Consider the following 24,129-nt stretch of genomic DNA (forward strand, 5'->3'; position numbering starts at 1 on the left):
ATTTCTAATCCAGGGCTAGTGGCATTACAAATCCTGACTAGCGGGGAGCCTAACTAGCGAAGATGCTGGGCGAGATTTCAAATCTCGGCCTAATTAACACTGGATTTCTAATCCAGCGCTAACGGAGGCATTACAAATCCTGACTAGCGCGGGGGCTAACTAGCGAAGATGCTGGGCGAGATTTCAAATCTCGGCCTCAATAATACTGGATTTCAAATCCAGAGCTAGTGGAGTCAGGATTACAAATCCTGACTAGCGGGGGGGCTAACTAGCGAAGACGCTGGGCGAGATTTCAAATCTCAGCCTGATTAATACTGGATTTCTAATCCAGCGCTAGTGGCATTACAAATCCTGACTAGCGGGGATTGTTAGTGCTCAATGCTGGGCGAGATTTCAAATCTCGGCCTTGATAATACTGGATTTAAAATCCAGGGCTGGTGGGGTCAGTTATAAATCCTGACTAGCGGGGAGCCTAACTAGCGCGGATGCTGGGCGAGATTTCAAATCTCGGCCTAATTAATACTGGATTTCAAATCCAGGGCTAGTGGAGTCAGGATTACAAATCCTGACTAGCGCGGGGACTAGCGGGGAGCCTAATTAGCGAAGACGCTGGGCGAGATTTCAAATCTCGGCCTAATTAACACTGGATTTCTAATCCAGCGTTGAACTGAGTGAGGATTTACGAGCCTGCCTAGCGTGGTTGCCTACAACTACGTTAACTCATCTTTTCCCCAATCTGGCAGCCCGAACCCTTCATATTCTTCAATAATTTGCTTTGCAGAGGCCATTTCGGCATCGAGGATAGCCAGTTGATGGTGGAGGGCAACCTGTTGATCGAGGCCGCAAGCTTTAAGTTTATCCAAACACCTCACTTCCAGCACGCCAATAAAAGGGTTGGCACCGGGGCCTTTTAAATTTGTTTTTAATTCATTAAGCAAACGCCAGAGTTTTTGGTTGCAGGCGTAAACCTCTTGCATGCGCAAAAGTTTTTCGTGCACTAGCTCATGCTTGTGTTCTGCACGCTTCTGCTCATAAGCCAGCTTTTTAAGCATAGCCACTAAGGCCTTTTGTTCGTTAAGGCGAATTTTATCGGTCACGCAGATTTCGGCCGGATTTTGCAGCAAAAACTCTATCGTGGTTAACATATTCAGCGATTTGGCATTAAGCTCTCGAGCGCCCTTTTCGTACAAGCTTCCGGTGGCTTTACTGCTGCCAAGCAGCTTCGCCATTTCGGATTGGTTTAAGCCCAGTTGTTCCCTTAATTTTTTCACGCTTTGAAATTTTCATCCAAGTTAATCCTTTTTCGAAACAGAATTGTCAGAAACATTTTTTTGTTTCGTGAAAAATCGTTTCGGGATTGCGAAACACTTTTCTTGGAAACTTTTTTTTGTTTCCAAAAAAAACGTTTCCAACTTCGTTTAAGCGACGACAGGGGCTCTTTTTCGGCGCAGAAATTTCAGCTGGCAAAAAATAGGGAGCATTAATAAAGTAAACTGTTGTTTTGAGCAAGAGATGGCGGTAGTTATAATCATACAAAAAAATGAAACCTATAACTGTTCCTTTAAAAGATATTTTACTACTATTAGGAATATTTATTACCAAAATTATTTTATTATGAATTATTCAGTATCAACATTAACAACGGTTGCGGACTGCGACACCGTGCTGGCTCTCATCGAAAAGGAGAAAAAAGACCTCTCGTTTAAGAAACTTTCGTTAGAACGCCAACAAGAAAACTATGCGAATACAACGGTAGAGGTTACTTCAGAAATTGAGGTACTAACGGTAGAATTGTCGGCGATAAACACCGTGATTGCGACCCTGCCGGATGGCGACACGAAAGACGACAACATCAAAAGACAAAAGAAATTAGAGTACAACCTCTTTTTGTTAAGCAACCGAAAAGCCAACTACGGCGCAATTGCGCTTTTGGAAAAAGAGTTTAGCATTGCACGTGTGATAAAAGAGTTGGAAGAAGCCGACACTTTTGCCGAAACTGTACTGGATCGCAAACTCAGTATGTAATTCCTATTGTAATCTCATTTCGGGGTGTACAACATTTATAAATCAAATTTCCGCTTAAAAATCATTTCCCACACACTCAGCAGAGCAGTTACGTTCTGAAACGAAAGCCGCCATTGCTGAAAACTCCTATCAACATTAATAAGTTTTCAATCAGCGTTTAGCTAACTCTGCATTTGCCACATAGTGGTAACCCTCGCGTTGCGAAAGGTGCTGCAAGAGCGATTCTAACTTTACCCATAAATTAAATTTTTCTATCTCCCACGAGTGGCCCCACAAATGAAAGCAGCCGCCATTTTTGTCAATATCGCATAGATAAAAATCTACTAATTTGAACAAATCACACGTTGGCCCGCTCAAAAGCCAAAAAGCTAAATCGTTTACCCGTGCCCGTTTTATTAAATGCTTTGCGTAGGTTAAGGTAGTGTGCTTGTACATTTGTAGTGTGGTATGGGCTACCAACTGCTGGCTGCTTGTTGATAGCAGTTGTGTAGATCGAATGGTTTTAAAACCTGCATGGCTAACCGCACGCAACACGGTATTGTTAAAGGCCCCAAACGGCGGGCAAAATGATACCGGCTTTTGCCCAACAACGGCCGTTAGCCAGTTATAACATCCATCAATTTGTTCTTTAAGTGCATTGCCGTTTAGCCTGGTTAAATTAACATGGTTTAAGGTATGGCCACCAATTTCGAATGTTTTGCTCAGTAAATGCACGTCATGCTCGCCCATTACCACATTTTGCGGGTTGTGTTTAGGTATGTAAAATGTTGCTTTAAGGTTATACTTATGGAGCAGTTCGGCCAGCCGAAAATCAAGCGGATGACCATCGTCCCAACTCGTTGTAATTATTTTATCCATCCTAATCATCTGCTAAACCCGATTGGTAAATGTCCATAAGCTGGTCGAAATTTTGCTTTGCCGTATATTTTTGTAAATACGTTTGATAGGCGTTTTGCCTGTATCGGTTTCGTTTTGCAGTATCAAATGCCATCCAATTATCGAGCGTTTGTTTTAATTTCATGGCGTTGCCATTCTCATAGTGTAAGCCGTTATAACCATGCTGCACAATTAGCGAGGCCGAACTGTAATTGCCTGCTATTACGGGGGTTGATGTGGCAAAAGCTTCAATCATAACCAGGCCGAAAGTTTCGTACCATATGGATGGAAACAGTAATGCGGTGCATTTGTTCAGCTCCTGTTCAACAACTTCTTTGCTTTGAAAGCCCAGATAAGTAATATTTTTATGCGTGCGGGCAAATTGCGCTACCATTTGCTGCAATGGCCCCTCGCCAATAATGGTTAGCTTATGCTCGGAACACTGAAAGGCGGATAAAAGTACTTCTACCCCCTTATCAACAGATAACCGGCCCACAAAAAGAAAATGATCGTCGGCCCGCGGTTGGTTTGTTGATTTTGGCGCTGGCGTAAAGTTCGGTTTGGTTACAAACTTTGTGGTTAGCGCCTTGAGGTAGCTATTTTCAAACACCGTTTTAGTATGGTCGGTTAGCGTAATGTACTTTTTGGCTAATTGCCAGGTGCCCAGTTTGTGGTGCAGCCAGTTGGAAAATACGAGGTTAAAGGTTAAAAGGGACGAGTTGCGATAAACACCCATTTTAATGGCCTGCCACGAAAAACTATTGCTCATACTGTTAAGAAACGGCTTCCCGTTGTGGGTTAATGTGGCCGATGGACAGATCATTCTGTAATTGTGCAAGGTGACAAAAACCGTAACCTTAAGTAACTTTGCTGCCCATAAAATAGATGGCGAGGCGGTAAAAAACCAGTTGTGCACATGTAAAACCTTTATTTTGTTTCGCCTTAACCAGCTATAACATTTAATAAATGAATACAGGTTAAAGAAAAAATTAATGAATGTAAAAAATTGATTGAGGGTACCTTCGGGATTCTTGAAGTTTAAAAAATGAACCTTCAAATGATGCGCCACCAACAATTGATACTCATTTCTGGCAACGGCATCTTCGCCCCCTTGTTTAAGATAACTATTGTGTAAAATACCGATGTTCAGGTTTTTTATATCAACCATTTGTGCGCTTCCATTATCGTTAGTTAATAGTTGAATATATTCTATTATTTAAGGTTTTTGTGTTCAGGTGAAGGGATTGATCAAAAATGGAAAAAGCCTATCAGTATTGATGATCAAAGTACAAAAAACCAATTAGATAGCCTACATCGGCACTGAGGAATGCGGCTTGTGTAAAGCAGTTTGTAACGATTTACAAAACCTGATCTATAGTGTGTATTTAACCACCAACATGCTTTACACCTTGCTGTAAAAGCTAATGCCTGCAGTATAAATTTTCGACCACATAGAAACATAGAACACATAGCTTTTTTCCCTTCCCTATCGGTGGGTATCCCCCGCCCGCCGATAAATAGTGCTGTTGGATGGGGCACCCACCAGTAGAAAAATACTGGATTTAAATCCAGAGCTAACTGAGTCAGCATTACAAATCCTGACAAGCGGGGTTGCCTAACTAGCACGGATGCTGAGCGAGATTTTAATCTCGACCTTAATAACACTGGATTTAAAATCCAGAGCTAACTGAAAAGCTAATGCCTGCAGTATAAATTTTCGACCACATAGGCACATAGAAAACATAGTTTTTTCCTCGAAAGGGCGATTTCCCACCCTACGAAATTGTTTGTTATGCTGAAAATCAACCTTTTGGCAGCGGCTTTTTGGCAACGTAAAATAAACGAGCGGATAAATGTCTTTTTTGTAAATTTTCTGAAATAATTTATTTTTCATTAGAATAAGTATATCTTGAAACATCGGTGTCTTTATTAACAAAAAGCACAGAACTACAAGAGATTGCCTGCTGATGTCAGAGAAAGAACTGAAGATTTTAACATTATTTAAAAAAATTGAGCAGGGAAATAAATCTGCCTTCAACGAGCTCTTTGGCCTTTATTACCACAAACTGCTGTGCCTGGCGATGCAGTATGTTAAAAACTTAGAAAGTGCCGAAGAAATCACCTCCGAACTTTTTGTAAAACTCTGGTTAAAACGTGCCAATCTGCCCCGGGTAAGCAATCCGCAGATCTATTTATATACTTCCATAAAAAATGCCTGCCTTAATTTAATCCGCTCTGAAAAAAGGCGAAAACTGATTTTCAGCCCCTGGTCAACAGCAAAACCATCTGTTGAACCAGCGATGGTTACCGACGTTTCTGGCCTTGTCGATCAGGAATTATTCCGACTGCTTAACGAGGCAGTGGCGGGTCTTCCTGAACAACGCCGAATGATATTCATCATGATTAAAGAAGATGGATTAAAAAGCAAAGCCGTAGCCGAAATTATGGGCGTTTCGATCAGAACGGTAGAAAACCAGCTCTATAAAGCAGTAAAATCGCTTGCCGACACGCTAAGTACTTACCTGGGTTATCATCCCCAGGCAAAGAAAGTGCGAAACACAGCAGCGCAGCGGGTCCTCTCCTTTTTTTTATAGCCGCAGTAAGTAGTTGCTAAATTACAACTGTCTTTAATGTAAATGCATGGAATGATGAACAGACAAAAATTCATTAAGTTATTCTCGAAAAAGCTTTCTGGTGAAATTGATGCCGACGATAGGGCACTGCTGGACACAACGATCAGTGAAAACGAATACTACCGGGATTTATCAGCTCACCTCGACAATTATTTAACAAAGCAAAACACCTCGTATAATTCGAATGGCCAACAGCAACTGAATCAAATTTGGGCCACGATTGATGCCAACGAGAACGACCATTTTAACGGTAAACACCATTATTGGCCTAAATTTTCTCGCTATTCGGGGTTCTGGCTTAAGGGTGCTGCTGCTTTAATTGCCATTTCGTTAATTGGTTTGCTGCTTTACAAACTCATAAACCCACAACCGTTAACTGATATTGAACAGCTGACGACTACAAATGCAAAAACTTTTAAAGTGCTTAACGACGGCACCAAAGTATGGCTAAATAAACATTCGACCTTAAGCTACAACAAAGCATTTGGAAGGGAAGCGAGGGAAATTACAATTGAAGGGGAAGCCTTTTTTGATGTTGTAAAAAATAACCGCATCCCTCTTTTTGTGCACGCCGGCAATATCGATATCGAAGTAAAGGGAACGGCATTTAACGTAAGAACGGAAAAGAACAACCACGGTATTGAAGTAGCACTGGTAAGGGGATTGATTAAAGTGAGCAACAGAAAGGATAAAAACAGCAGCCTGTTGCTATACCCCAACCAAAAGGTGGTGTACAATGGTGATAAAAAGGATGGTCAAAATAAATTCGGACTGGAGATTGTAAATGAATCGGCACTGCTAAAAGAGACGGGATGGATAGCGGACACACTTATTTTCAGCAAGGAAAAACTTAAGAATCTGGCAGTTAAAATGGAGAAAAAGTACGATGTAAAGATCAATATCCAAAGTGAAGCATTAAAAGAGAAACGCTTTAGTGGGCTATTTATAAATGAAACGATCGAACAGGCATTAACCTCGCTTAAATTATCTTATCCGTTAACCTATACAATCAATAAGCGGTTGGTAGTTATTAAGGAGCAAGAATGAGGAAGGCACTCCTATTGCTGATTTTGGTGTGGATAGCAAATGTAAGCGTTTCTGCTCAGGAAAAACCGTTGACGCTGGCGCTACGGAACGAACCGCTTAAAACGTTGTTTAAGCAGATAGAAAAACAGTGTGGCTATGTTTTTATTTATAGTGATGAAATAGTACAGGATACGATGAAAGTTTCACTGAATGTAAAAACAACGCCGACCGCCGCTGTGCTTGAGCGCATTTTTAAAGAGAAGAAACTGGTTTTCCAAATGATTTCTGACAAACTCATTGCGGTGGGTGCTGAGGCAAATAATCAGCTCAAAACTAGCATCACTTCGCAACAGGGGTTTAATGGAACGATAGCTGACAAAAACGGGGCGGGCATTCCCTTCGCCTCCATTACCTTAATGCGCTCGGCCGATATTATTGAAAAGGTTTTTAGTAGCGATAAAGGGAATTATCAGCTCAAACATGATTTTCTGCCCGATTATAGCTATCAAATTTTGGTTTCTTGTGTCGGTTATAAGCCGCTTGAAATTTCATTTAAGCAGGCAGACACGGCTGTGTTGAAACGGTTGGTGATGTTTGAGGATGCACAGCATTTGCAAACGGTAAACATTAGCAGCAACCGGCCGCTTATCGAAAGAAAAACCGACAGATACATTGTTAACGTAGAAAACGGTTCGTTAGCGCAGGGATTATCGGCCTTTGAGGTGCTCCAAAAATCGCCCGGAATATGGGTTAGTCAGGATGGCAGTATCAGAATTAAGGGCAACCAGTCTGTAATGGTGATGATTAACGATGTGGTGCAGCGCATGTCGCAGGATGACCTTGCCGAATACCTCAAGTCGTTAAGGTCTGAAGATATCAGTAAAATAGAAGTCATTTCTAATCCGCCGGCAGAATTTGAGGCCGCAGGAACGGGTGGAATCGTGCATATCATCCTCAAGAAATCGCGGAAAGACGGAATGAATGGGTCGTTATACGGCAGATACCAAAAGCAGGGAAAAGAATCACTTTGGAGTGGCGGAGGATCTGTGGCCTACAAAGTGAAAAAACTTTATGTTGCTGCAAACGGTTCGTACACGAAAGACAGAAACTCATCGTTTGGCGAGGAAACAGTTTTTTACCCTGATGGTAGCACATTTAGCAATAAAACAAACCGCAGCAACAATATTTCGCGGCATCAGTATCGCGTGAGTGCGGTGTATGATATTTCTTCAAAACAATCAATCGCTATCCAAAATACGGGATCGACAAACCAACTTGCCCAGCTCTTTTTAACGGATATTGTGTACCAAACCAGTGTTGCGCAATTGGGTTATGCCCGTTCGGATTGGGACAGGAAGATCAATTTTAACAGTACAACGCTTAATTATACATGGAAGATAGACAGTTTGGGATCATCACTAAAATTTATTGGCGATTACTCTGAAAATGCTAAAAACGAGGAGAACAAACTTTCAACCAGCTACACTAACCCGTTAAAAAGCATGCTTTCGAGAACGCTGACACCAAGCAGTACGGAAATTTATGCGGCACAGGCAGATTACACCAAAACCTGGAAAAATAAAATCGAATTTAAAGGTGGCGTAAAATATAGCGCTATTGAAAGGGATAACGAGAGCATAAGCGAAAATGATGTTCAGGGCATTTGGGTAAATAATCCCTCCATTAGTAACCGGTTTTTGTATAAGGAACAGCTGGCCATGTTGTATGCCACGCTGGAAAAAACAATAGGCCCAAATAGCATAAAGATTGGCTTAAGGGCTGAGGAAACCATATCTAATGGCCTTTCGGTTACCTCGGCAGATGCATTTAAAAGAAAATACTTTGGCCTTTTTCCATCTGTATACCTCATGAGAACGTTAAATGAGGATAAAGGATCGTCTGTATTTCTCAATTATTCAAAAAGGCTTCAACGTCCGGCTTTTAACGACCTGAACCCTTACCGATTGCAGGTTCATGATTTTATGGTTTTAACGGGAAACCCTGATCTGCTTCCGCAATATACACACAACATACAGGCGGGCTACAACTTTTTACGCCATTACAATGTAGATGTTTACTACGCTGCAACCAATAACCTGATTGCCCTGCTGGCGAATACTATAGAGAACAATGTGGTTGAATATAAATCATTTAATTTTAAAAATGGCCGCGAATACGGTATGAACATGAACGCCTCACATCAGCTAACAAAAATTTGGCAGAGTAATACTAATCTTTCGGTTTACCGGGCACGGGCCTCTACCAATACTTTAGGAAATAGCAAAACTACGCTGGCGGCAAAATCTATGCAAACCATCAGCTTTAAGAAAATCCCAACGTTGGATGTAATTGCCGAATATAAATCGCCGTCGCTTTCGGGTAATACCCGCTTGGGCCATATGTTCTACGTTGATGTGATGCTTTCGCAAAAAATACTTAAGCAAAAAGGTGTGTTGCGCTTTTACGTTTCTGATGTACTTAATACGGTACGCGAGAAGGAATTTTCGATAAACAACGGTACAATTATCGATTTTTATCAAAAGCGGCAAACCCGCAACTTTAGCCTTTCTTTTAGTTATAATTTCAGCCTCGGCAAAAAATTCAATCAGAACAACATTGAGCAAAGCAATAAGGAAGAAAACAGGCGGATGGGCAACTAATTTGGTTTTAAAGCATTGGATATGACAGATAAAAAATACCGCTGTAAAATTATTACGCTCGTACTGTTTGTTATTTTTAGTTTGTGCGCCAATGCCCAGCAGACAAAAATTACGGTAAAATTGGATAAAAAACCAATTGTAGAGCTATTTAAGCAGATTCAGAATCAAAGTGGGTACGCTATCGTATATAGCGATGAAGTGGTACCGGACACGATGTTGATCTCTGTAAATGTTAATAAACTGGCTGTAAGTGAATTGCTAGACAGTATACTCTCTTCGAAGAATCTGTTTTCTCAAGTCCTTTCAGAATCGTTGATTGTGATCCGCAGCCGGACAACGGAACAGCAGAAACCGAAAGCCGATCAATGGCTGATATCGGGTAGGGTTATTAATCCCGACCATCAGGGCGTTCCGTTTGCAACGGTTTCACTTCTCGAAACGGGAATCCTCATTAGTGGCACCATTGCGGATGAACAGGGAAATTTCAAATTTGCTCATCCAATAAAAAAACATCAGGGCCTTACGTTGAAGTTGACGTCTCTGGGTTATGAAGATCTGATTGTTAAATTTCCATTAAATGAAAGTGCAGCCGCAATTCAGCATTTTGGAGAGATCAGGCTCTTGCCCAAGTCGAAAAATTTGCAGTCGGTACAAGTGAGTGGTAACCAAAGGGTAATCGAAATGAACGATGGCAACATTGTATTTAATGTTTCGAAAAGCATCAGTGCGCAAGGTACAAATGCGCTCGAATTACTGGCACGGGCCCCGGGGGTGAGCGTAGGCAGCGATAATTCCATTTCGTTGAATGGCAAGGCTGGCGCATCGATTTTGATTGATGGGAAAATGACTTATCTATCGAATGGAGAAGTTGCCGAGTTACTTAAAACAATGTCGTCTTCCAATATCAGGTCGATTGAGATTATCAACAGTCCCGGAGCAAAATATGATGCCGCAGGTACCGCCGGAATTATCAATGTTAAAACCTTAAAATCAACTGTAGAAGGGTTGAACATGAGCCTCACCACGGGGTTAAATTATGGCGTTTACTTTAGAAACAGTCAGGATTTATCCATCAACTTTAGAAAAAACAGATTTAACCTTTACGGTACGTATAGTCATTTTTTGGGGTATTACTCCTATCTGTATGGAGGCGACAGGATTCAGGAGGGCAGGTTTTACAACAGTTTTACGGATGATGTGGATAAAAGAAATAAAATTGGATCGAGACTGGGAGCAGATTTTGTGATTAATAAAAACAGTACGGTTGGGGTATTACTGAATGGAAACTTTTTATTTGGAGGCGGAATAACGGATACAAAAACTGAAATTGGCTTGGCATCGACCAATTTGGTTGAACAAACTTTAACTGCAATAAACGACTATTATGCGCAGGGTACGCAGCGATATAATTTAAATGCAAATTATAAATATGAAGATACATTGGGCAGGGTGTTGAACGTTGATGTGGATTATGGCAGTTTTACGAAGCGGGCCGGCAACCTGCAAACGAATAGATATACTTTAGCTGATGAAACGGTATTGAGCAACAATCTTTATCGCTCGTTAAACGGAATAGATATTACTTTAGGCGCTGTTAAACTGGATTATAACAGTAACCTTTGGAAAGGAAAATTAGAAACGGGTGTAAAGTATTCAACGGTATCGTCATCGAACAACTCGAGGTTTCTCGAAGTTCAGCAGGCAGGTGAAGTGCTGGATCCTTCGAGGTCGAATCAGTTCTTTTTCAGGGAGAAGATCAGCAGCGGATATTTTAATTATAAAAAACAATTTGGCAAATGGCAGCTTCAAGGGGGACTGCGGATGGAAAATTCAGCATCTACGGGTAAGCTTGAACAAATTTCGCAGATTTCGGGCAATCAGCAACGGATCGACAGAAACTACACAAACCTTTTCCCTTTCTTCTCTGCCAGCTTAACGGCTTCGCCCGCAAATAGCTTTTCAATCAGCTATTCGAAAAGAATAGACCGGCCGGCCTATCAAAGCCTCAATCCTTTTATCTATTTGCTGGATGAACTATCTTTCTGGCAAGGAAATCCGTTCTTAAAGCCGCAGATCAGCCACCGTGGTTTGATACAGTATGTGCATAAAAGCGCAACCATTATTGGGCTAAGCTACACTTATACCAACGACTTTAGTGTAGAGGTAACGGATACGATCGGGGCTTCGAAGATTGTGATGATTCCAAGAAATATAGGTAACCAGCAACACATTGCATTAACTTTGACGCAATCGTTAAAACCTTTTAGTTGGTGGGAGCTCACATTTAACGGAACACTTTTCGGGCTGAAAAACAACATCGACTTTGGATATGGAAGAAAACTCGACCTGAGGCAAATTGCTTCACGACTGAGCCTGCAACAGACTTTCAAATTTCCGCAAGGCTTTGTTGGCGAAATTATGGGCTTTTATAACTCAAAAAGGCTCATCGGCGCAAACCAGTTTTTCGAACCCAACAGCCAGCTAGACCTGGGATTGCAGCGGAGTTTCTTTCAAAAAAATGGAACGTTGAGAATCGTTTTCAGCGACGTTTTTAAGGGAAGCCGGGCCAACTCGTTTCAAAGTGTGGGCGACTTTACCATTCGAAACTATAGTTATTTTGAAACGAGGCAATTGAAACTGAGCTTTGGTTATAAATTCTCGAGCGGAAACTCAAAAGGGCCAAGAACCCGAACCTCGGCTTTGGAAAATGAAAGCGGACGGATTAAATAGCTAAACCTCTCCCTATTAATTTCGGTGGGTTTTGTTCTGTCTGTACATCCCTTCCGAAAAAGTCGGAAGGGAAAGCAAAGGCATTGCTTTTAACCCGAACGTTACTAGGGAGAGGTTTTCAACTCAAACGTTCACAGGGTGAGGTTTAGGATTATGCATTACTTTACTGTTGATCAACACATTTTTGCTCAGGTATTTCCTTATTGGGATATCAACAAAGGTTAAAACAATTTGCGCTAAAAGTATTAGCAAAACCACCCCTACCCCAATAATAATTCGCATTTCGGCCATGTTGGGTTTTGTTTTTTCGATATAACTTAAGAAAATCCATAAAAACGGATAATGAATGATATAAAGCGGGTACGAAATATTTCCTGCAAAATTGCAGATCCGGAGATGGTTTTGCGATAATGATTTTGCTCCTGCACCCAATAAAATAAGAAGTGGAAAATAACAGATTACGATAAGGGGATCGATAAAACGGTTGAACCGACCGGTATAAGGGAATAGGAAGGCAAGTGCTAATAATGTGGCTAAGGAGAAAAAGCCTAAACGAGAACGAATAACGAATTTGGAACGGTAAACAAGCATTCCCGCCATAAAAGAAAAGGTGATTCTAACACCTCCGCCCCAAAAATTCTCACCGCCCCAACCTACCCCCAGATAGGTTGATCGATGGGCCTGGTAACACAAAAGCAAAGCTGCAAGCCCGGTTAATATCCACAAGGTTTTGTTTTTTATTTTAAACAACAGCACAGCATAAAAAAAGCTGGCAATATATTCCCAAAACAAGGACCATGTTGGCGGATTAAGATGAAAAATATTGAAGTAGCGTTCGGTTACAATGGGATAAGGAATGAGGAATACGGAAGATAAAAACATTAGAAAGGTGTTAAAACCACCATATTGTTCATACAGATTACTGAACGGGTCGAAAACGAAAGCGAGCAAACCAATAATGGCGCCTACAAAAATAAGCGGGTGGAGCCGAATTAAACGCAATTTTAAAAACTGCCAAACCCCAATACGCATTAGCTTGGTATCGTATGCGTAGGCGATAACAAATCCGGAGAGACAAAAGAAAAAATCTACAGCCAGATAGCTGTGAGCTACGAAATTATCGTGATAATCTGGAGCAGCAAATTCTATACAATGAAAAATGACTACAGAAATGGCTGCAATTCCTCTTAGGCCATCAAGAATTGCAAAATGTTGTTTTTTGGGTAGATTTTGGGCTGATTGAATTGTACTCATTATTTTTTCTTATTGATAGGGACATCAATATACTAACTAATCGGTGTATAATTTTGAGCAGTTTATTAACAAAAATAAACGCCGGCATCGATGAAATGCGGCGTTTATTGTTCATTATTTTAAATAATAAATCAGTTTTATTTTTTTAATGGTACTGTAACCTGATAAAGCTTGCTATGAATTTCTTTCATTTTTGTTTCATCAAACTTTAACACCTTTCTATCGTACGTCATTAATCCATTTGTTTCAACCTCTACATCAGTAGTTTGCGTATAAACTGCAGCTGATAATCCAACTTTTATTAACGATTCTAACCGGGTTACAAATTCTGCGTATTTATTATATAGATCGGTTTTATTTTTAAAGCTCTGATAACCCCAATTATTTTTCTGTTGCCAAACATGGTTATCAACGGGTAATCCCAGGCCGCCAAACTCGCCTAAAACCAGGGCATAATCTTTTCCAAAATACTCAGGACTCGGCATGGCAGGATGTGGGTAATTGTGTAAATCGATGATATCGCCAACGGGAAAAAAGTTACCTCCACTCGCTGTGTTTACCAGTCGCGATGGATCTTTTTCTTTCGTCCATTTTGCAATTTCTATCGTTTTAAATTGGCCCCAGGCTTCGTTAAAAGGCGTCCAAACTACAATTGAAGGATAGTTGTGCAGTGTTTCCATAATGGTATTCCACTCTTTTTTATAATATCCTTCAGATTCTGGTGTCCGGTTCTGATCAGTTTGACGATCTAAAACACCCGGACGGTTTTCCCATCTGTTGCCTAAATCGCCACTAGGCATATCTTGCCAAACCAGCATACCTTCTAAATCACAATAGTAATACCAACGGGCGGGCTCTACTTTAATGTGCTTTCTGATCATGTTAAAGCCCATCTCCTTCGTTTTATCGATGTCAAATTTTAGTGCCTTATCTGTTGGGGCGGTGTATAAGCCATCTGGCCACCAACCCTGATCTAACGGGCCGTACTGAAAAACAAATTCGTTATTCAACAACATGCGTTCTATTCCGTCGGTATCTTTCCCGATAGAAGTTTTGCGCATCGCGAAATAACTTGTTACCTCATCAACGGTTTTGTTTTTAGAGATCAACTCTACTTTGAGGTTATACAAAAAGGGATTGGTTGGACTCCACAATTTTTGGTTATTGATTTTTAGCTTAACAGCCGATTTACCATCAGAAACCTCTTCAGCCACTTTGTTGCTTCCATCCCAGGCAGAAATTTTAACCTGATCGCCAGCCCCTGCATTTTCAACAAAGGGAATAACTTCGAGGCTTTGGCTATCAATATCGGGTGTCATTTTAATATGATCAACGTGTGCTTTGTTCACGCCCTCTATCCATACCGTTTGCCAAATTCCGGTAACTGGTGTATACCAGATTCCTTTGGGGTTTTTAACTTGTTTACCCCGAGGTTGCGTTCCGTCATCCGTAGGATCCCAAACTTCTACAGTTAGCACCTGGGTACCACTTTTCTTTAAAAACGGGGTAATATTAAAGCTAAATGGATCAAAACCACCCTCATGTTTGCCAACCACTTTCCCGTTCAGGCTTACCGTTGTTCTCCAGTCTACTGCACCAAAATGCAAAAGTATTTCTTTGCCCTTTAAGTTCGATGGAACGGTAAACGCTGTTTTATACCAAAGTAAACTATCTTTTCCTACGGTTTTACCTACACCAGAAAGCGACGATTCTACTGCAAATGGCACCAATATTTTTCCCTGATCAATAGCGGGACGTTGCGATTTTTCGGCAATAGCATAATCCCACAATCCGTTTAAGCTTTTCCAATTGTTTTTGCGTTGAAATTGCGGACGGGGATATTCTGGCAGCACATTTTTAGGGTTAAGTTCCTCAGCCCAGGGCGAAGCTATTTTCCCTTTAACTGCCGACCAATTTCCATTTGTTTTTTGTTGTGCAGATAGGGAAAGTGTTAATCCTAAAAGCGATAAAACAAGTGATACTTTTTTCATTTTTTGTTTTTATTAGGGTGATTTTTATTAAGCCCAATCAATTGTTTAGGCTTGATTATTTATTCAGTGTTGGTTTAACTTATGCTGGATTTAAAATCCAGAGCTAGGTCAATCAGGATTACAAATCCTGATTAGCGAACGGCTAACGCACGCTGCTGGTCGAGATTTCCAATCTCGACCTAAATAGTGCTGGATTTGAAATCCAGAGCTAACAAAGTCAGGTTTACAAACCCTGACTAGCGGATAGTGTCAATCACCGCTGGTCGAGATTTCTAATCTCGACCTCAATAACACTGGATTTGAAATCCAGAGCTAACAAAGTCAGGGTTACAAACCCTGACTAGCGAGAGCTAACAAAGTCACGTTACAAACCTGACTAGCGGAACCCCGGTTAGCGCTCACCGCTGGTCGAGATTTCTAATCTCGACCTAAATAGTGCTGGATTTAAAATCCAGAGCTAACAAAGTCACGTTACAAACCCTGACTAGCGAATAGTGTCAATCACCGCTGGTCGAGATTTCTAATCTCGACCTCAATAACACTGGATTTGAAATCCAGAGCTAAATAAATCAGGATTACAAATCCTGATTAGCGAACGGCTAACGCACGCTGCTGGTCGAGATTTCTAATCTCGACCTAAATAGTGCTGGATTTTAAATCCAGAGCTACCAAAGTCAGGGTTACAAACCCTGACTAGCGAGGGCTGACAAAGTCACGTTACAAACCCTGACTAGCGGAATCCCGCAACTTTCCACTCTTTTGGCGCTACAAAACCTTTTTTACCCACATCAAAACCAGCAACCTCTAAGGGCGCTTTAATGGCATCAAACGGCGCTAATTTCTCTTTAAGATCCTGAAAAACATCGGGATATTTGGCGCTTACATTGTTCTTTTCGCTACTATCTTTATCAATCTGATAAAGTAAATCAGATGCACGTTTCGGGCCAGCATTTGGCTCCAATTTCTCAAAAATTTTCCATTCTCCGTTCACCAAAACACCATCGCCCAAAAAGAAGTTGCGATTAATGACCGATTGTTTTTGTTGTAGTACCGGAAGCACATCAATTCCATCAAGCGGTTTTTCTGGTCTTTGCTTCACGCCAGCAGCTGCCAGAATAGTTGGCAAAACGTCGATAAAACCAGTTACCTGTTCACTTTTCCAACCGCCTTTGAAACCGTTTGGCCACCTGATAATTGCTGGAACCCTTACGCCGCCTTCCCACTGCGTAAACTTTTTGCCACGCAGAATTCCGCTGGAGCCCGCCTCATTTGGCGCCGGACCGTTATCACTCTGAAACAGCACAATGGTATTTTCATCAAGTTTGAGATTGCTCAGGGTTGCTAATATCCGCCCAATGTTTTCATCTAAATTGTTCACCATAGCAGCATAAGTTTGTTGCTTAGTATTGCCCCTGCCCTCATAGCCTTCTTTGCCTCCATTGGCAAAAACCGGCTTACTGGCATCGTAACCAAAACGCTTTAAATCAGCTGCTTTCGCTTGCAGCGGGCCATGTGGCGCATTAAAAGCGATATAAAGAAAGAACGGCGATTGTGCCTGATACGATTTAATGTTTTTAATGGCTTCATCGGCAATGAGATCAGTCGAATATCCAACATCATAGCTCGAATTATAATCATTGTGCCAATCTAGTTCACCCTCCCGTTTGTGGGTAAAATAATCAATAGCACCATTTAAATGACCATAAAAATGGGTAAAGCCCCTGTTTAGCGGATGATATTTTAATGCGACATGACCAAGATGCCATTTACCGAGCATGGCCCTGTTTTTGTACCCCGCAGCTTTGAGCAACTCGGGCAGAAAAACCTCATCGGTGCTCACCCCGAAATCAGACCAGGGCGGAATTACACTTTTCCGCAATCCAAAACGATCCGGATATCTGCCAGTAAGCAACCCAGCCCTCGTTGGCGAACAAACAGCGGCTGTGTAAAACCGGTTTAACTCTATTCCCTGCTTTGCCAACCGATCGATATTTGGCGTAGGAATGTTCCCACCATGATAACCCACATCGCCCCAGCCCAAATCATCAACGAGAATGATAATGATGTTTGGCTTTTTAGTTGATTGTGCCATCGACTCGGTTAAAAAAAAGCCCGGTACTGACAAAATAATAAAGATGCTCGATAAATACTTTTTCATTTTGCAGCTATTAAGGTTTAAGTTTAGGCAGCGATTCCCACCAGGCACTCAATTCTTTTTTTAATTGATTGGTTATTTTAACCTGTGTGCTGCTTAGCTCGGTAGTTTCGTTTTTATCTTTTACAATGTTGTAAAGCTCCACATCAGAGCCATCACTATTCATCAGCAATTTCCATTCTCCTGAGCGCACTGCAAGGTTGGGACTTCTATTGGGCTTGGCAGGAAATTTAAAGGCAATTTCATTTCGGCCATATTCCCAAAACATATTTTTGTTTCTCAATGATGATTTTCCGACGAAAACCTTACTCCGGTCTAATCCATCGCCCTGATAGTTTGCCGGTAGCTTAACACCGGCCATACTGGCTAACGAAGGCAATAAATCTATCGCATTTACTTCCGAGCCGGCATCTGTTTTTCCCTGCGGAATATGTCCGGGCCAACTAATTAAAAACGGCATTCTGGTTCCACCTTCGTATAGTGAAAGTTTAGAACCTCTTAAACCACCCGTACGACTTCCTTTAAAACTTGGCAGAGGCCCATTATCGCTGGTGAAGATGATGATGGTATTTTTGTCTTCGCCCATTTGTTTCAAACCGTCCATCAGTCTGCCAACTTGTATGTCAAGCTCTTTTAATACCAGTTTAAAAGCCTGCTCAGATTCTCGTCCCAAAGGGAACTGACCAGTATATTCATCTCCAACATTGGGCACCCAGGGCGTATGTACATCATCTGGCCAAAGATTTACAAATCGCGGTTTATCTTTATTTTCTTTGAAAAACTCAAGTGTTTTATGAACAAAATATTTCGTTCTGTCCCAACGCTTAATGCTGTCTTTATCCGACCAGATCCAGTTTGTAGCAGTGAGCAGTGGGTCTGGCTCAGGACTCTCGTAAGTACTTGCGTGGGCATCGTAACCGTATTTTTCAAAAATCGGCGCATCCTTCACATCTCTGCCTCCGCCCATGTGCCATTTACCAAAATGACCCGTTGCATAGCCGGCAGATTGAAAAATCCGGGCAATAGACGGCGCTTCGGGATTTAAGTAATCTGCTTGTTCTGCATTTCTATTGTGTTGCCTATTATCCAGATAAGTGCTAAAATTCCATCTTCCGGGGTACATGCCCGTAAGCAGGCTGGTTCTTGATGGCGAACAAATGGGTGCACCACTATAATATTGGTTAAGCATTAAACCATTTTTAGCCAAACGGTCTATATTGGGTGTAGGCACGAAATTGCCGCCAAAGGTGCTTACATCGCTAAAACCCATATCATCAACAAGAATGATAATGATATTTGGTTTTTTGTTTTGCGCAAAAGCGGTATGGCTAAATGCGAGGAAGAAAAAGGCAAATAATAACTTTAAATATTTCATATTAATCTTTTTGTTGATGTTTCGGCTGGCGGTTTAAGGCGTCCATTTCTGTGGCCAGCCCTTTATCATTTTGTTGTTTCATAAAAGCAAGCAATTTAGAAGAAAGTTCGCTTTTAACCGATTTAAACCTGGGGTCTGCAGCCAGGTTGTGCAAATTAAAGGGATCTTTGATTACATCATACAGTTCTTCTTTTGGTCTCTTTTGGTAGGCAGCTGCCCGAACGGGGTTTTCTGTCATCCACGATTGGAACAAAGGACCATTGGTAACCGTATTTTTAAAAAGGCTTTCGCTATTTAGATTTTCGATATATAGAAAATGGGCGCTCCTCACCGACCTCATGGCGTAGGCGTCGCTACCGCGAATAATGCCACGGGTGGTATGCTCGGCAAAAACGAAATCTCTTTGGTGGTTGGTTTCTCCCGTCAACACCTTTTTAAAGCTCGATCCATCGAAACCTGTATTGCCATTGCCATCTTTCGAACCTGTATTTATTTTTTTAGGATCGCCTCCCGCTAAATCAATCATTGTGGGGGTAATATCGGCATATTGCAACATAGCCGGATTGCGAGTGCCGGGTTTAATTTTTCCCGGCCAGCGTACAATAAATCCCGAACGAAGGCCCTGATCGTAAAGGGTCCATTTTGAAAACGGAAAAGAATTGCCCTGCTCGGTTGCAAACATGATCACGGTGTTTTCTTTATCTCCCGATCGCTCTACAATGTCTAAACAAACCCCAACCAAACTATCGAGATAAGTAATTTCAGCAAAATATTTAGCCATTTGCTTCCGTGTAAGTTTAGTATCGACCATATTTGGGTTTAGCTTAATCTCTTCCGGGTTGTAGGCCTGCTGATTGCCACGATTCCACGGCTCATGCGGTTGATTACTGGCAAACATTAAAAAATAAGGTTTGTCAGCAGATTTTTTGATGTAATCTTCAGCTTTAGAGAGATCAACATCTTGTCCCTGACCGTTATCGCCATCTCTTCCTCCTAAAAATTCAAATGGATAGGCAGATTCGGGTGCGTAGTGCTTTTTTCCGATAATTGCAGTGCGGTAGCCCAGCGCCTGAAGATAAGTAGGCAAAGTTTTTATTCCATTATAAATCATCGTATGATTAGGATAGGCTCCATTTCTTACAGGGCCCAAGCCTGTTAGCAGCGATTGCCTGGTGGGCGAACACACGGGAACCATATTAAACATATTATCGAGACATACGCCTTCGCCGGCCAAACGTTTAAGGTTGGGTGTATGCACCTGCTTACTTCCGAAAGGCTCAATATCGTACATGGTGAGATCATCAGCCATGATTAAGATAATATTTGGCTTTTGATCGTCTCGATTTTGCTTATGGTTGGGCACACTGAACGCAAGTACACTTAAAACCGCTACGGCGGGGCACACGCCTTGTATCAAAAATTTTTGGAAGCCTTTCATATTAATTTTGTTTTGCATAAACCCGATCAACGGAAGCGCCTTCATCATGTTGTTGCTTCATCCAGGCCGTTAACGCCCGGTTGAAAGTATCAATTTGTTTTTTATATGCCGGGTTTGCTGCCAGATTATTCAGTTCATAAGGATCTTTATCGGTATCGTAAAACTCAATTGCTGGTCTGTGTTTAATGCGGTTTACTAAAATTTTCGCTTCTTCGTTTATTTCAGCTTTGTCGTTCCATGATTTCCACACGCCTACATCCCCCGGGCCATTGTACCATTTAATAGCGTAGGTTTTTTCGGGGCTCAGGTTTAATATGAGTTTATAACGCCCGTCTCTAATGCTTCTCATTGGGTAAGCAGGTCCTTCGGGGATATTGTTGTAAATGCCATAAGCATATTTCCTGGCGGTTTTGGATGTAGCTTTTAATACCGGAAGAAAACTTTTCCCATCCAGCGAATCGATAGGCTTTCCGCCAGCGATATCAATTAATGTGGGTGTAATATCTTCATATTGTACAATGGCATCGGTTACCTTATTCGGTTTAATTTGCTCGGGCCAACGCACAATCATCGAACTTTTTTGGCCCAGGTCCCAACAATTCCATTTTCCTCCGGCAAATTGAGGGCCTCGTTCGCCCAAAAACATAAAAATGGTATTTTTATCCTGACCGGTTTTCTTTAACATGGCCATCACATCGCCCACCTGGTTATCAAGACGTCGAATTTCTGCCAGGTAGCTGCAATACGCTTTTCGGGTTTCTTTTGTATCAACCATGCTCGGTGGCAAAATCAGCTTTTCGGCGTCAAATTCCGTTGGATCGCCCTGATCCCATGGTTTATGCGGATTAATGCTCATAATGAACAGACAAAAAGGCTTTTGCGGATTGGCAACGTATTTTTCTATATCATTTAATGTATATTCATCATTGCTCGAAACACAGTTGGGCTGAAAACCTGCTAAAATTTCGAATGGAAAGCTTGTTCTCGGCCTTGTGCTATGGTCTTTACCGGTTAATGCTACCTGATAGCCTAACTCGCCGAGATAATGACCAATACTTTTCATGTTGCTGTAAACAGGCTTATGGTTTTGAAAAGAGCCATGCCGCATGGGGTAAAGCCCGGTAAAAAGCGATGCTCGGGTGGGTACACAGGTAGCATGCGAAGCGTATATTTTGTCGAACTTTAAACCTTCGCCCGCAAGCTGGTCGATGTTTTTAGTCTGAATATTTTTGCCGCCATAACAGCTCAACTGCCTGCTGTCCAAATCATCGGCCATAATAATCACTACATTTGGCCGGGCTTTGGGTGTAGATTGTGCTTTCGATTTCAGGGCCAAAAGGGAAACTACAATTAGGGTGATGCTAAAGATGATTTTTTTCATGGTCTGTTGTATTATAACTAGGGCTTTACAGAAAATACATTTGAATAAAGTAGCTCCGGCACACCCACCACTTTTACCGCGATGCGGGCATAAAGAAATGGTGTGGTGGTTAATGGCGGCACGGCCAGATTCTGGCTAAGTAAAATGGGTTGTGCTAAATTTAAACCTGTCCCTGCTTTGCTACTTAAAGGATCGACTGGATTGGGAACCAGTTTAGTTGGATCATCAACTATGGTTGTTTTGCCCAATATGAGCGAAATACGTTCCAATTGCCTCCCAGCTACATTATTAACCACAAGACAAGAAGTTTTTAACACATTGTTTTCTACTACAAAACTGACATCATTGATAGAAAAGTAGGGCTTAACCTGTACGTCAATAGTTGTACTGCCCTTTACAGATACATCTATTGTGGCAGTGCTGGCTTCCCACGGGCCATTACCGGCAACCTGTACCAATTTATAATCACCATCAAATAACATCGACGAAAATGTTCCATCCTGCTTTACATTCACATTTATTGGCGTTACTGTTTGAAAGCCGGGCTGGGTAAGTTGCAATACGCTAATGCCTTGCCGAATGCCAACTGGTTTGCCATCGAAAAGGATTCTTCCGCTCAACTGCGATTTTGGTGGTTCATAATTATCATATTCACAACCTGTTAAGCCGATAGCTAAAAAAATAATACTATATATTAATTGTTTCATGATTTAAAAATTAGTGATAAGGATTCTTAACAATAAGAGAGTTGGCATTAATCACATTCTGTGGAACCGCCGAGTAATAGTTGCCAAGTCTAAATAGTCGTGGTTGGGTAAAGCGTGGCGCCACACGTTTTACAAACACGTATTTATTGTGTTTTGTTGGATCTGATGGTCTAACCACCCGATATGGCCATAAGGCATTAACTAAGGTATTTGGCGACTGCCTGTTTCCGTTATAAACTTCGTGGGCAATTCTCCAACGTTTCAAATCCCAGTAACGTTGTTCTTCAAATGCCATTTCTACCTGAAACTCTTTTCTGATCACATCATTGCTTAATGTTTTGAGGCTATTTGCCGGAAAGCCAGCCCTTTCTCGTACCTGATTGATATAACCTAAAGCTTCGGCTGTTTTGCCAAGTTCGAAGGCGGCTTCGGTTGCATTTAATAAAACGCCTCCGAAACGGTACCTGATCCACCATACATCACTTCCTTGCCCAGATTGGCCTGAGCCGACTCTCGAGTCGAGATACTTGCGCATATAGAAACCTGTATTGGTCACATTTGCCGCATTGGGCAATGGCCCATCGGCGGCAACCAAAGTTCCTCCATCGGCAAAAACACTTCCCAAATCGGGCGAAGTACGCATTACATATTGGTTGGTTGCCGTATTCCACTCCATTACGCCCGCCTGAATGTCGATCCGTTTGCCCCGAAAGGTTGATCCCGGCGTAATAATACTTCCAAACATGCGGTTATCTTTATTCAAAAAAACATCCTCAGGCCGGGTATAATAGATATAATCAGAACCATTTGGCGTTTGAATTTTAAGCGAGCCATTGGTACCATCTAAATAATCAAAAGCTTCAACCAAATTTAACGAAGGCGTTACGCCGGCAGCTCCTGTAGCATTTTCCCGCAGCGATCGCGGAATGCTCTCTACCGTATAATCGTGATATTTTCCGTCGAGGGTATAATCCTGAGCCCAGATCACTTCGCGGTTGTTCGCTTTTTTGGTAAACAGATCATAAAAATTTTGTGCTTTATCTGGATTCTCATTATACAGCACAAATTGTTTGCTGTCGATAATCTCTTTTGCTGCATCCAACGATTTTTGGTAATACTCCTGCGCACGGCTCGCCGGAATACCCACCTCAGCGCCAGGCAAAACAATAGGATCCGTCATTAAACTATTGTATTTTGCAATAGATGCAGCATATAACATGGCCTGAGATTTTAAAGCCAGAACAGTCCACTTATTGGCCCTGGTTTTACTCGTAACTGTTAAAGGCAGTTGATCTTTGATGGCATCCAGCTCGGAGGCGATAAAATCATATATGCCTGCTTCGGTGCTTCGAGGCACTTTTAAGGCATCAACATCTAGCGATCCATCGTACTGAAAGGTATTGGTAACCAAAGGTACGCCGCCCATACTGCGTACATGTAAAAAGTAGATGTAAGCCCTGATAAAACGGCCTTCTGCCAACAAATGTTTCCTGTCTGCCTCTTGCATTGCCGTCGACTTATCGAGGTTTTCGAGAAAAAGATTTACATCCCGAATCAGGTCATAAGACCATAACTGTTTATCGGTATAAGGATAATTGACCCGCGTGTTACGGGCATTATTGGCACCAAGGCCACCAGACCACATGGCTTCTTCGAGGTCGGTTGGCGATAATTTTCCGCCTTCTAGTCCGCCCGTTGGCTGCAAACGGTTGTAAATATTGGCGAGTACAGATACGGCCAGTTTCGGATCGCTCCACACCTGCTCATCCAGTAATACATCGGTTGGCTTGCGATCAAGAAATTTTTTGCATCCCGATAGTTGAACCAAAGTGGCGGCGCAAAGGGTATATATGATAATTTTTTTAAATTGTTTCATCT

The 24,129-nt window shown here is 41.8% G+C and carries 16 protein-coding genes; 5 read left to right on the forward strand and 11 right to left on the reverse strand.

Annotated features, from left to right (window positions below):
* Positions 1 to 710: 710 nt before the first annotated feature.
* Positions 711 to 1,271 carry a helix-turn-helix domain-containing protein gene (locus tag IZT61_RS06400; protein ID WP_196100346.1) on the reverse strand — a complete coding sequence of 187 codons (561 nt, stop codon included), beginning with the start codon at positions 1,269 to 1,271 and terminating at the stop codon, positions 711 to 713.
* A 343-nt stretch (positions 1,272 to 1,614) separates the two neighbouring features.
* Here IZT61_RS06400 and IZT61_RS06405 point away from each other — a divergent pair, with 343 nt between their 5' ends.
* Positions 1,615 to 2,025: a hypothetical protein gene (locus IZT61_RS06405; protein ID WP_196100347.1), complete on the forward strand. Its 411-nt coding sequence runs from the start codon at positions 1,615 to 1,617 to the stop codon at positions 2,023 to 2,025.
* A gap of 150 nt (positions 2,026 to 2,175) precedes the next feature.
* On the opposite strand, the gene IZT61_RS06410 is transcribed toward IZT61_RS06405, so the two are convergent.
* Both IZT61_RS06410 and IZT61_RS06415 read right to left on the reverse strand, forming a co-directional pair.
* Positions 2,176 to 2,883: a polysaccharide deacetylase family protein gene (locus tag IZT61_RS06410; RefSeq protein ID WP_196100348.1), complete on the reverse strand. Its 708-nt coding sequence runs from the start codon at positions 2,881 to 2,883 to the stop codon at positions 2,176 to 2,178.
* Between the two features lies 1 nt (position 2,884).
* The gene (locus IZT61_RS06415; protein ID WP_196100349.1) at positions 2,885 to 4,069 is read right to left on the reverse strand and encodes a glycosyltransferase family 4 protein; all 1,185 of its coding nucleotides are present in this window, start codon (positions 4,067 to 4,069) and stop codon (positions 2,885 to 2,887) included.
* 799 nt (positions 4,070 to 4,868) lie between these two features.
* Here IZT61_RS06415 and IZT61_RS06420 point away from each other — a divergent pair.
* From IZT61_RS06420 to IZT61_RS06435, 4 genes are read left to right on the forward strand one after another with little or no spacing between them, the layout of a single operon-like run.
* The gene (locus IZT61_RS06420; RefSeq protein WP_196100350.1) at positions 4,869 to 5,495 is read left to right on the forward strand and encodes an RNA polymerase sigma-70 factor; all 627 of its coding nucleotides are present in this window, start codon (positions 4,869 to 4,871) and stop codon (positions 5,493 to 5,495) included.
* 51 nt (positions 5,496 to 5,546) lie between these two features.
* Entirely contained in the window at positions 5,547 to 6,581 is a 1,035-nt protein-coding gene (locus tag IZT61_RS06425; RefSeq protein WP_196100351.1) for a FecR family protein, read from the forward strand.
* A complete protein-coding gene (locus IZT61_RS06430; RefSeq protein WP_196100352.1) occupies positions 6,578 to 9,220 on the forward strand; it encodes an outer membrane beta-barrel protein in 2,643 nt (880 codons plus the stop codon). The genes IZT61_RS06425 and IZT61_RS06430 overlap by 4 nt, the downstream gene beginning before the upstream one ends.
* A 21-nt stretch (positions 9,221 to 9,241) precedes the next feature.
* Positions 9,242 to 11,950, forward strand: coding sequence for an outer membrane beta-barrel protein (locus IZT61_RS06435; RefSeq protein WP_196100353.1), 2,709 nt, complete (start codon positions 9,242 to 9,244; stop codon positions 11,948 to 11,950).
* 123 nt (positions 11,951 to 12,073) lie between these two features.
* Here the strand turns inward: IZT61_RS06435 and IZT61_RS06440 are convergent, their stop codons facing one another.
* From IZT61_RS06440 to IZT61_RS06475, 8 genes are all read right to left on the reverse strand, one after another.
* On the reverse strand, positions 12,074 to 13,204 hold the full coding sequence (locus IZT61_RS06440) for an acyltransferase family protein (RefSeq protein WP_196100354.1): 1,131 nt from the start codon (positions 13,202 to 13,204) through the stop codon (positions 12,074 to 12,076).
* A 137-nt stretch (positions 13,205 to 13,341) separates the two neighbouring features.
* Positions 13,342 to 15,195, reverse strand: a complete 1,854-nt coding sequence (locus tag IZT61_RS06445; protein WP_196100355.1) for a glycoside hydrolase family 2 protein — start codon at positions 15,193 to 15,195, stop codon at positions 13,342 to 13,344.
* 730 nt (positions 15,196 to 15,925) lie between these two features.
* Positions 15,926 to 17,353, reverse strand: coding sequence for a sulfatase-like hydrolase/transferase (locus IZT61_RS06450; RefSeq protein ID WP_196100356.1), 1,428 nt, complete (start codon positions 17,351 to 17,353; stop codon positions 15,926 to 15,928).
* A 10-nt stretch (positions 17,354 to 17,363) separates the two neighbouring features.
* Positions 17,364 to 18,725 (reverse strand): sulfatase-like hydrolase/transferase, encoded by a 1,362-nt coding sequence (locus IZT61_RS06455; RefSeq protein ID WP_196100357.1) that lies wholly within the window; start codon positions 18,723 to 18,725, stop codon positions 17,364 to 17,366.
* Between the two features lies 1 nt (position 18,726).
* Positions 18,727 to 20,163, reverse strand: coding sequence for a sulfatase family protein (locus IZT61_RS06460; RefSeq protein WP_196100358.1), 1,437 nt, complete (start codon positions 20,161 to 20,163; stop codon positions 18,727 to 18,729).
* A gap of 1 nt (position 20,164) precedes the next feature.
* Positions 20,165 to 21,544 carry a sulfatase family protein gene (locus tag IZT61_RS06465; RefSeq protein WP_196100359.1) on the reverse strand — a complete coding sequence of 460 codons (1,380 nt, stop codon included), beginning with the start codon at positions 21,542 to 21,544 and terminating at the stop codon, positions 20,165 to 20,167.
* A gap of 17 nt (positions 21,545 to 21,561) precedes the next feature.
* The gene (locus IZT61_RS06470; RefSeq protein WP_196100360.1) at positions 21,562 to 22,251 is read right to left on the reverse strand and encodes a DUF3823 domain-containing protein; all 690 of its coding nucleotides are present in this window, start codon (positions 22,249 to 22,251) and stop codon (positions 21,562 to 21,564) included.
* Between the two features lie 10 nt (positions 22,252 to 22,261).
* Entirely contained in the window at positions 22,262 to 24,127 is a 1,866-nt protein-coding gene (locus IZT61_RS06475; RefSeq protein WP_196100361.1) for a RagB/SusD family nutrient uptake outer membrane protein, read from the reverse strand.
* Positions 24,128 to 24,129 lie beyond the last annotated feature (2 nt).

This window comes from Pedobacter endophyticus, from assembly GCF_015679185.1.
GTDB classification, from domain to species: domain Bacteria; phylum Bacteroidota; class Bacteroidia; order Sphingobacteriales; family Sphingobacteriaceae; genus Pedobacter; species Pedobacter endophyticus.

Bases quoted from the DNA above. Each gene is read 5' to 3' on its own strand.
- IZT61_RS06405 (WP_196100347.1), top strand. From the start codon at position 1,615: ATGAATTATTCAGTATCAACATTAACAACGGTTGCGGACTGCGACACC.
- IZT61_RS06410 (WP_196100348.1), bottom strand. From the start codon at position 2,883: ATGGATAAAATAATTACAACGAGTTGGGACGATGGTCATCCGCTTGAT.
- IZT61_RS06415 (WP_196100349.1), bottom strand. From the start codon at position 4,069: ATGGTTGATATAAAAAACCTGAACATCGGTATTTTACACAATAGTTAT.
- IZT61_RS06420 (WP_196100350.1), top strand. From the start codon at position 4,869: ATGTCAGAGAAAGAACTGAAGATTTTAACATTATTTAAAAAAATTGAG.
- IZT61_RS06425 (WP_196100351.1), top strand. From the start codon at position 5,547: ATGATGAACAGACAAAAATTCATTAAGTTATTCTCGAAAAAGCTTTCT.
- IZT61_RS06430 (WP_196100352.1), top strand. From the start codon at position 6,578: ATGAGGAAGGCACTCCTATTGCTGATTTTGGTGTGGATAGCAAATGTA.
- IZT61_RS06435 (WP_196100353.1), top strand. From the start codon at position 9,242: ATGACAGATAAAAAATACCGCTGTAAAATTATTACGCTCGTACTGTTT.
- IZT61_RS06440 (WP_196100354.1), bottom strand. From the start codon at position 13,204: ATGAGTACAATTCAATCAGCCCAAAATCTACCCAAAAAACAACATTTT.
- IZT61_RS06445 (WP_196100355.1), bottom strand. From the start codon at position 15,195: ATGAAAAAAGTATCACTTGTTTTATCGCTTTTAGGATTAACACTTTCC.
- IZT61_RS06450 (WP_196100356.1), bottom strand. From the start codon at position 17,353: ATGAAAAAGTATTTATCGAGCATCTTTATTATTTTGTCAGTACCGGGC.
- IZT61_RS06455 (WP_196100357.1), bottom strand. From the start codon at position 18,725: ATGAAATATTTAAAGTTATTATTTGCCTTTTTCTTCCTCGCATTTAGC.
- IZT61_RS06460 (WP_196100358.1), bottom strand. From the start codon at position 20,163: ATGAAAGGCTTCCAAAAATTTTTGATACAAGGCGTGTGCCCCGCCGTA.
- IZT61_RS06465 (WP_196100359.1), bottom strand. From the start codon at position 21,544: ATGAAAAAAATCATCTTTAGCATCACCCTAATTGTAGTTTCCCTTTTG.
- IZT61_RS06470 (WP_196100360.1), bottom strand. From the start codon at position 22,251: ATGAAACAATTAATATATAGTATTATTTTTTTAGCTATCGGCTTAACA.
- IZT61_RS06475 (WP_196100361.1), bottom strand. From the start codon at position 24,127: ATGAAACAATTTAAAAAAATTATCATATATACCCTTTGCGCCGCCACT.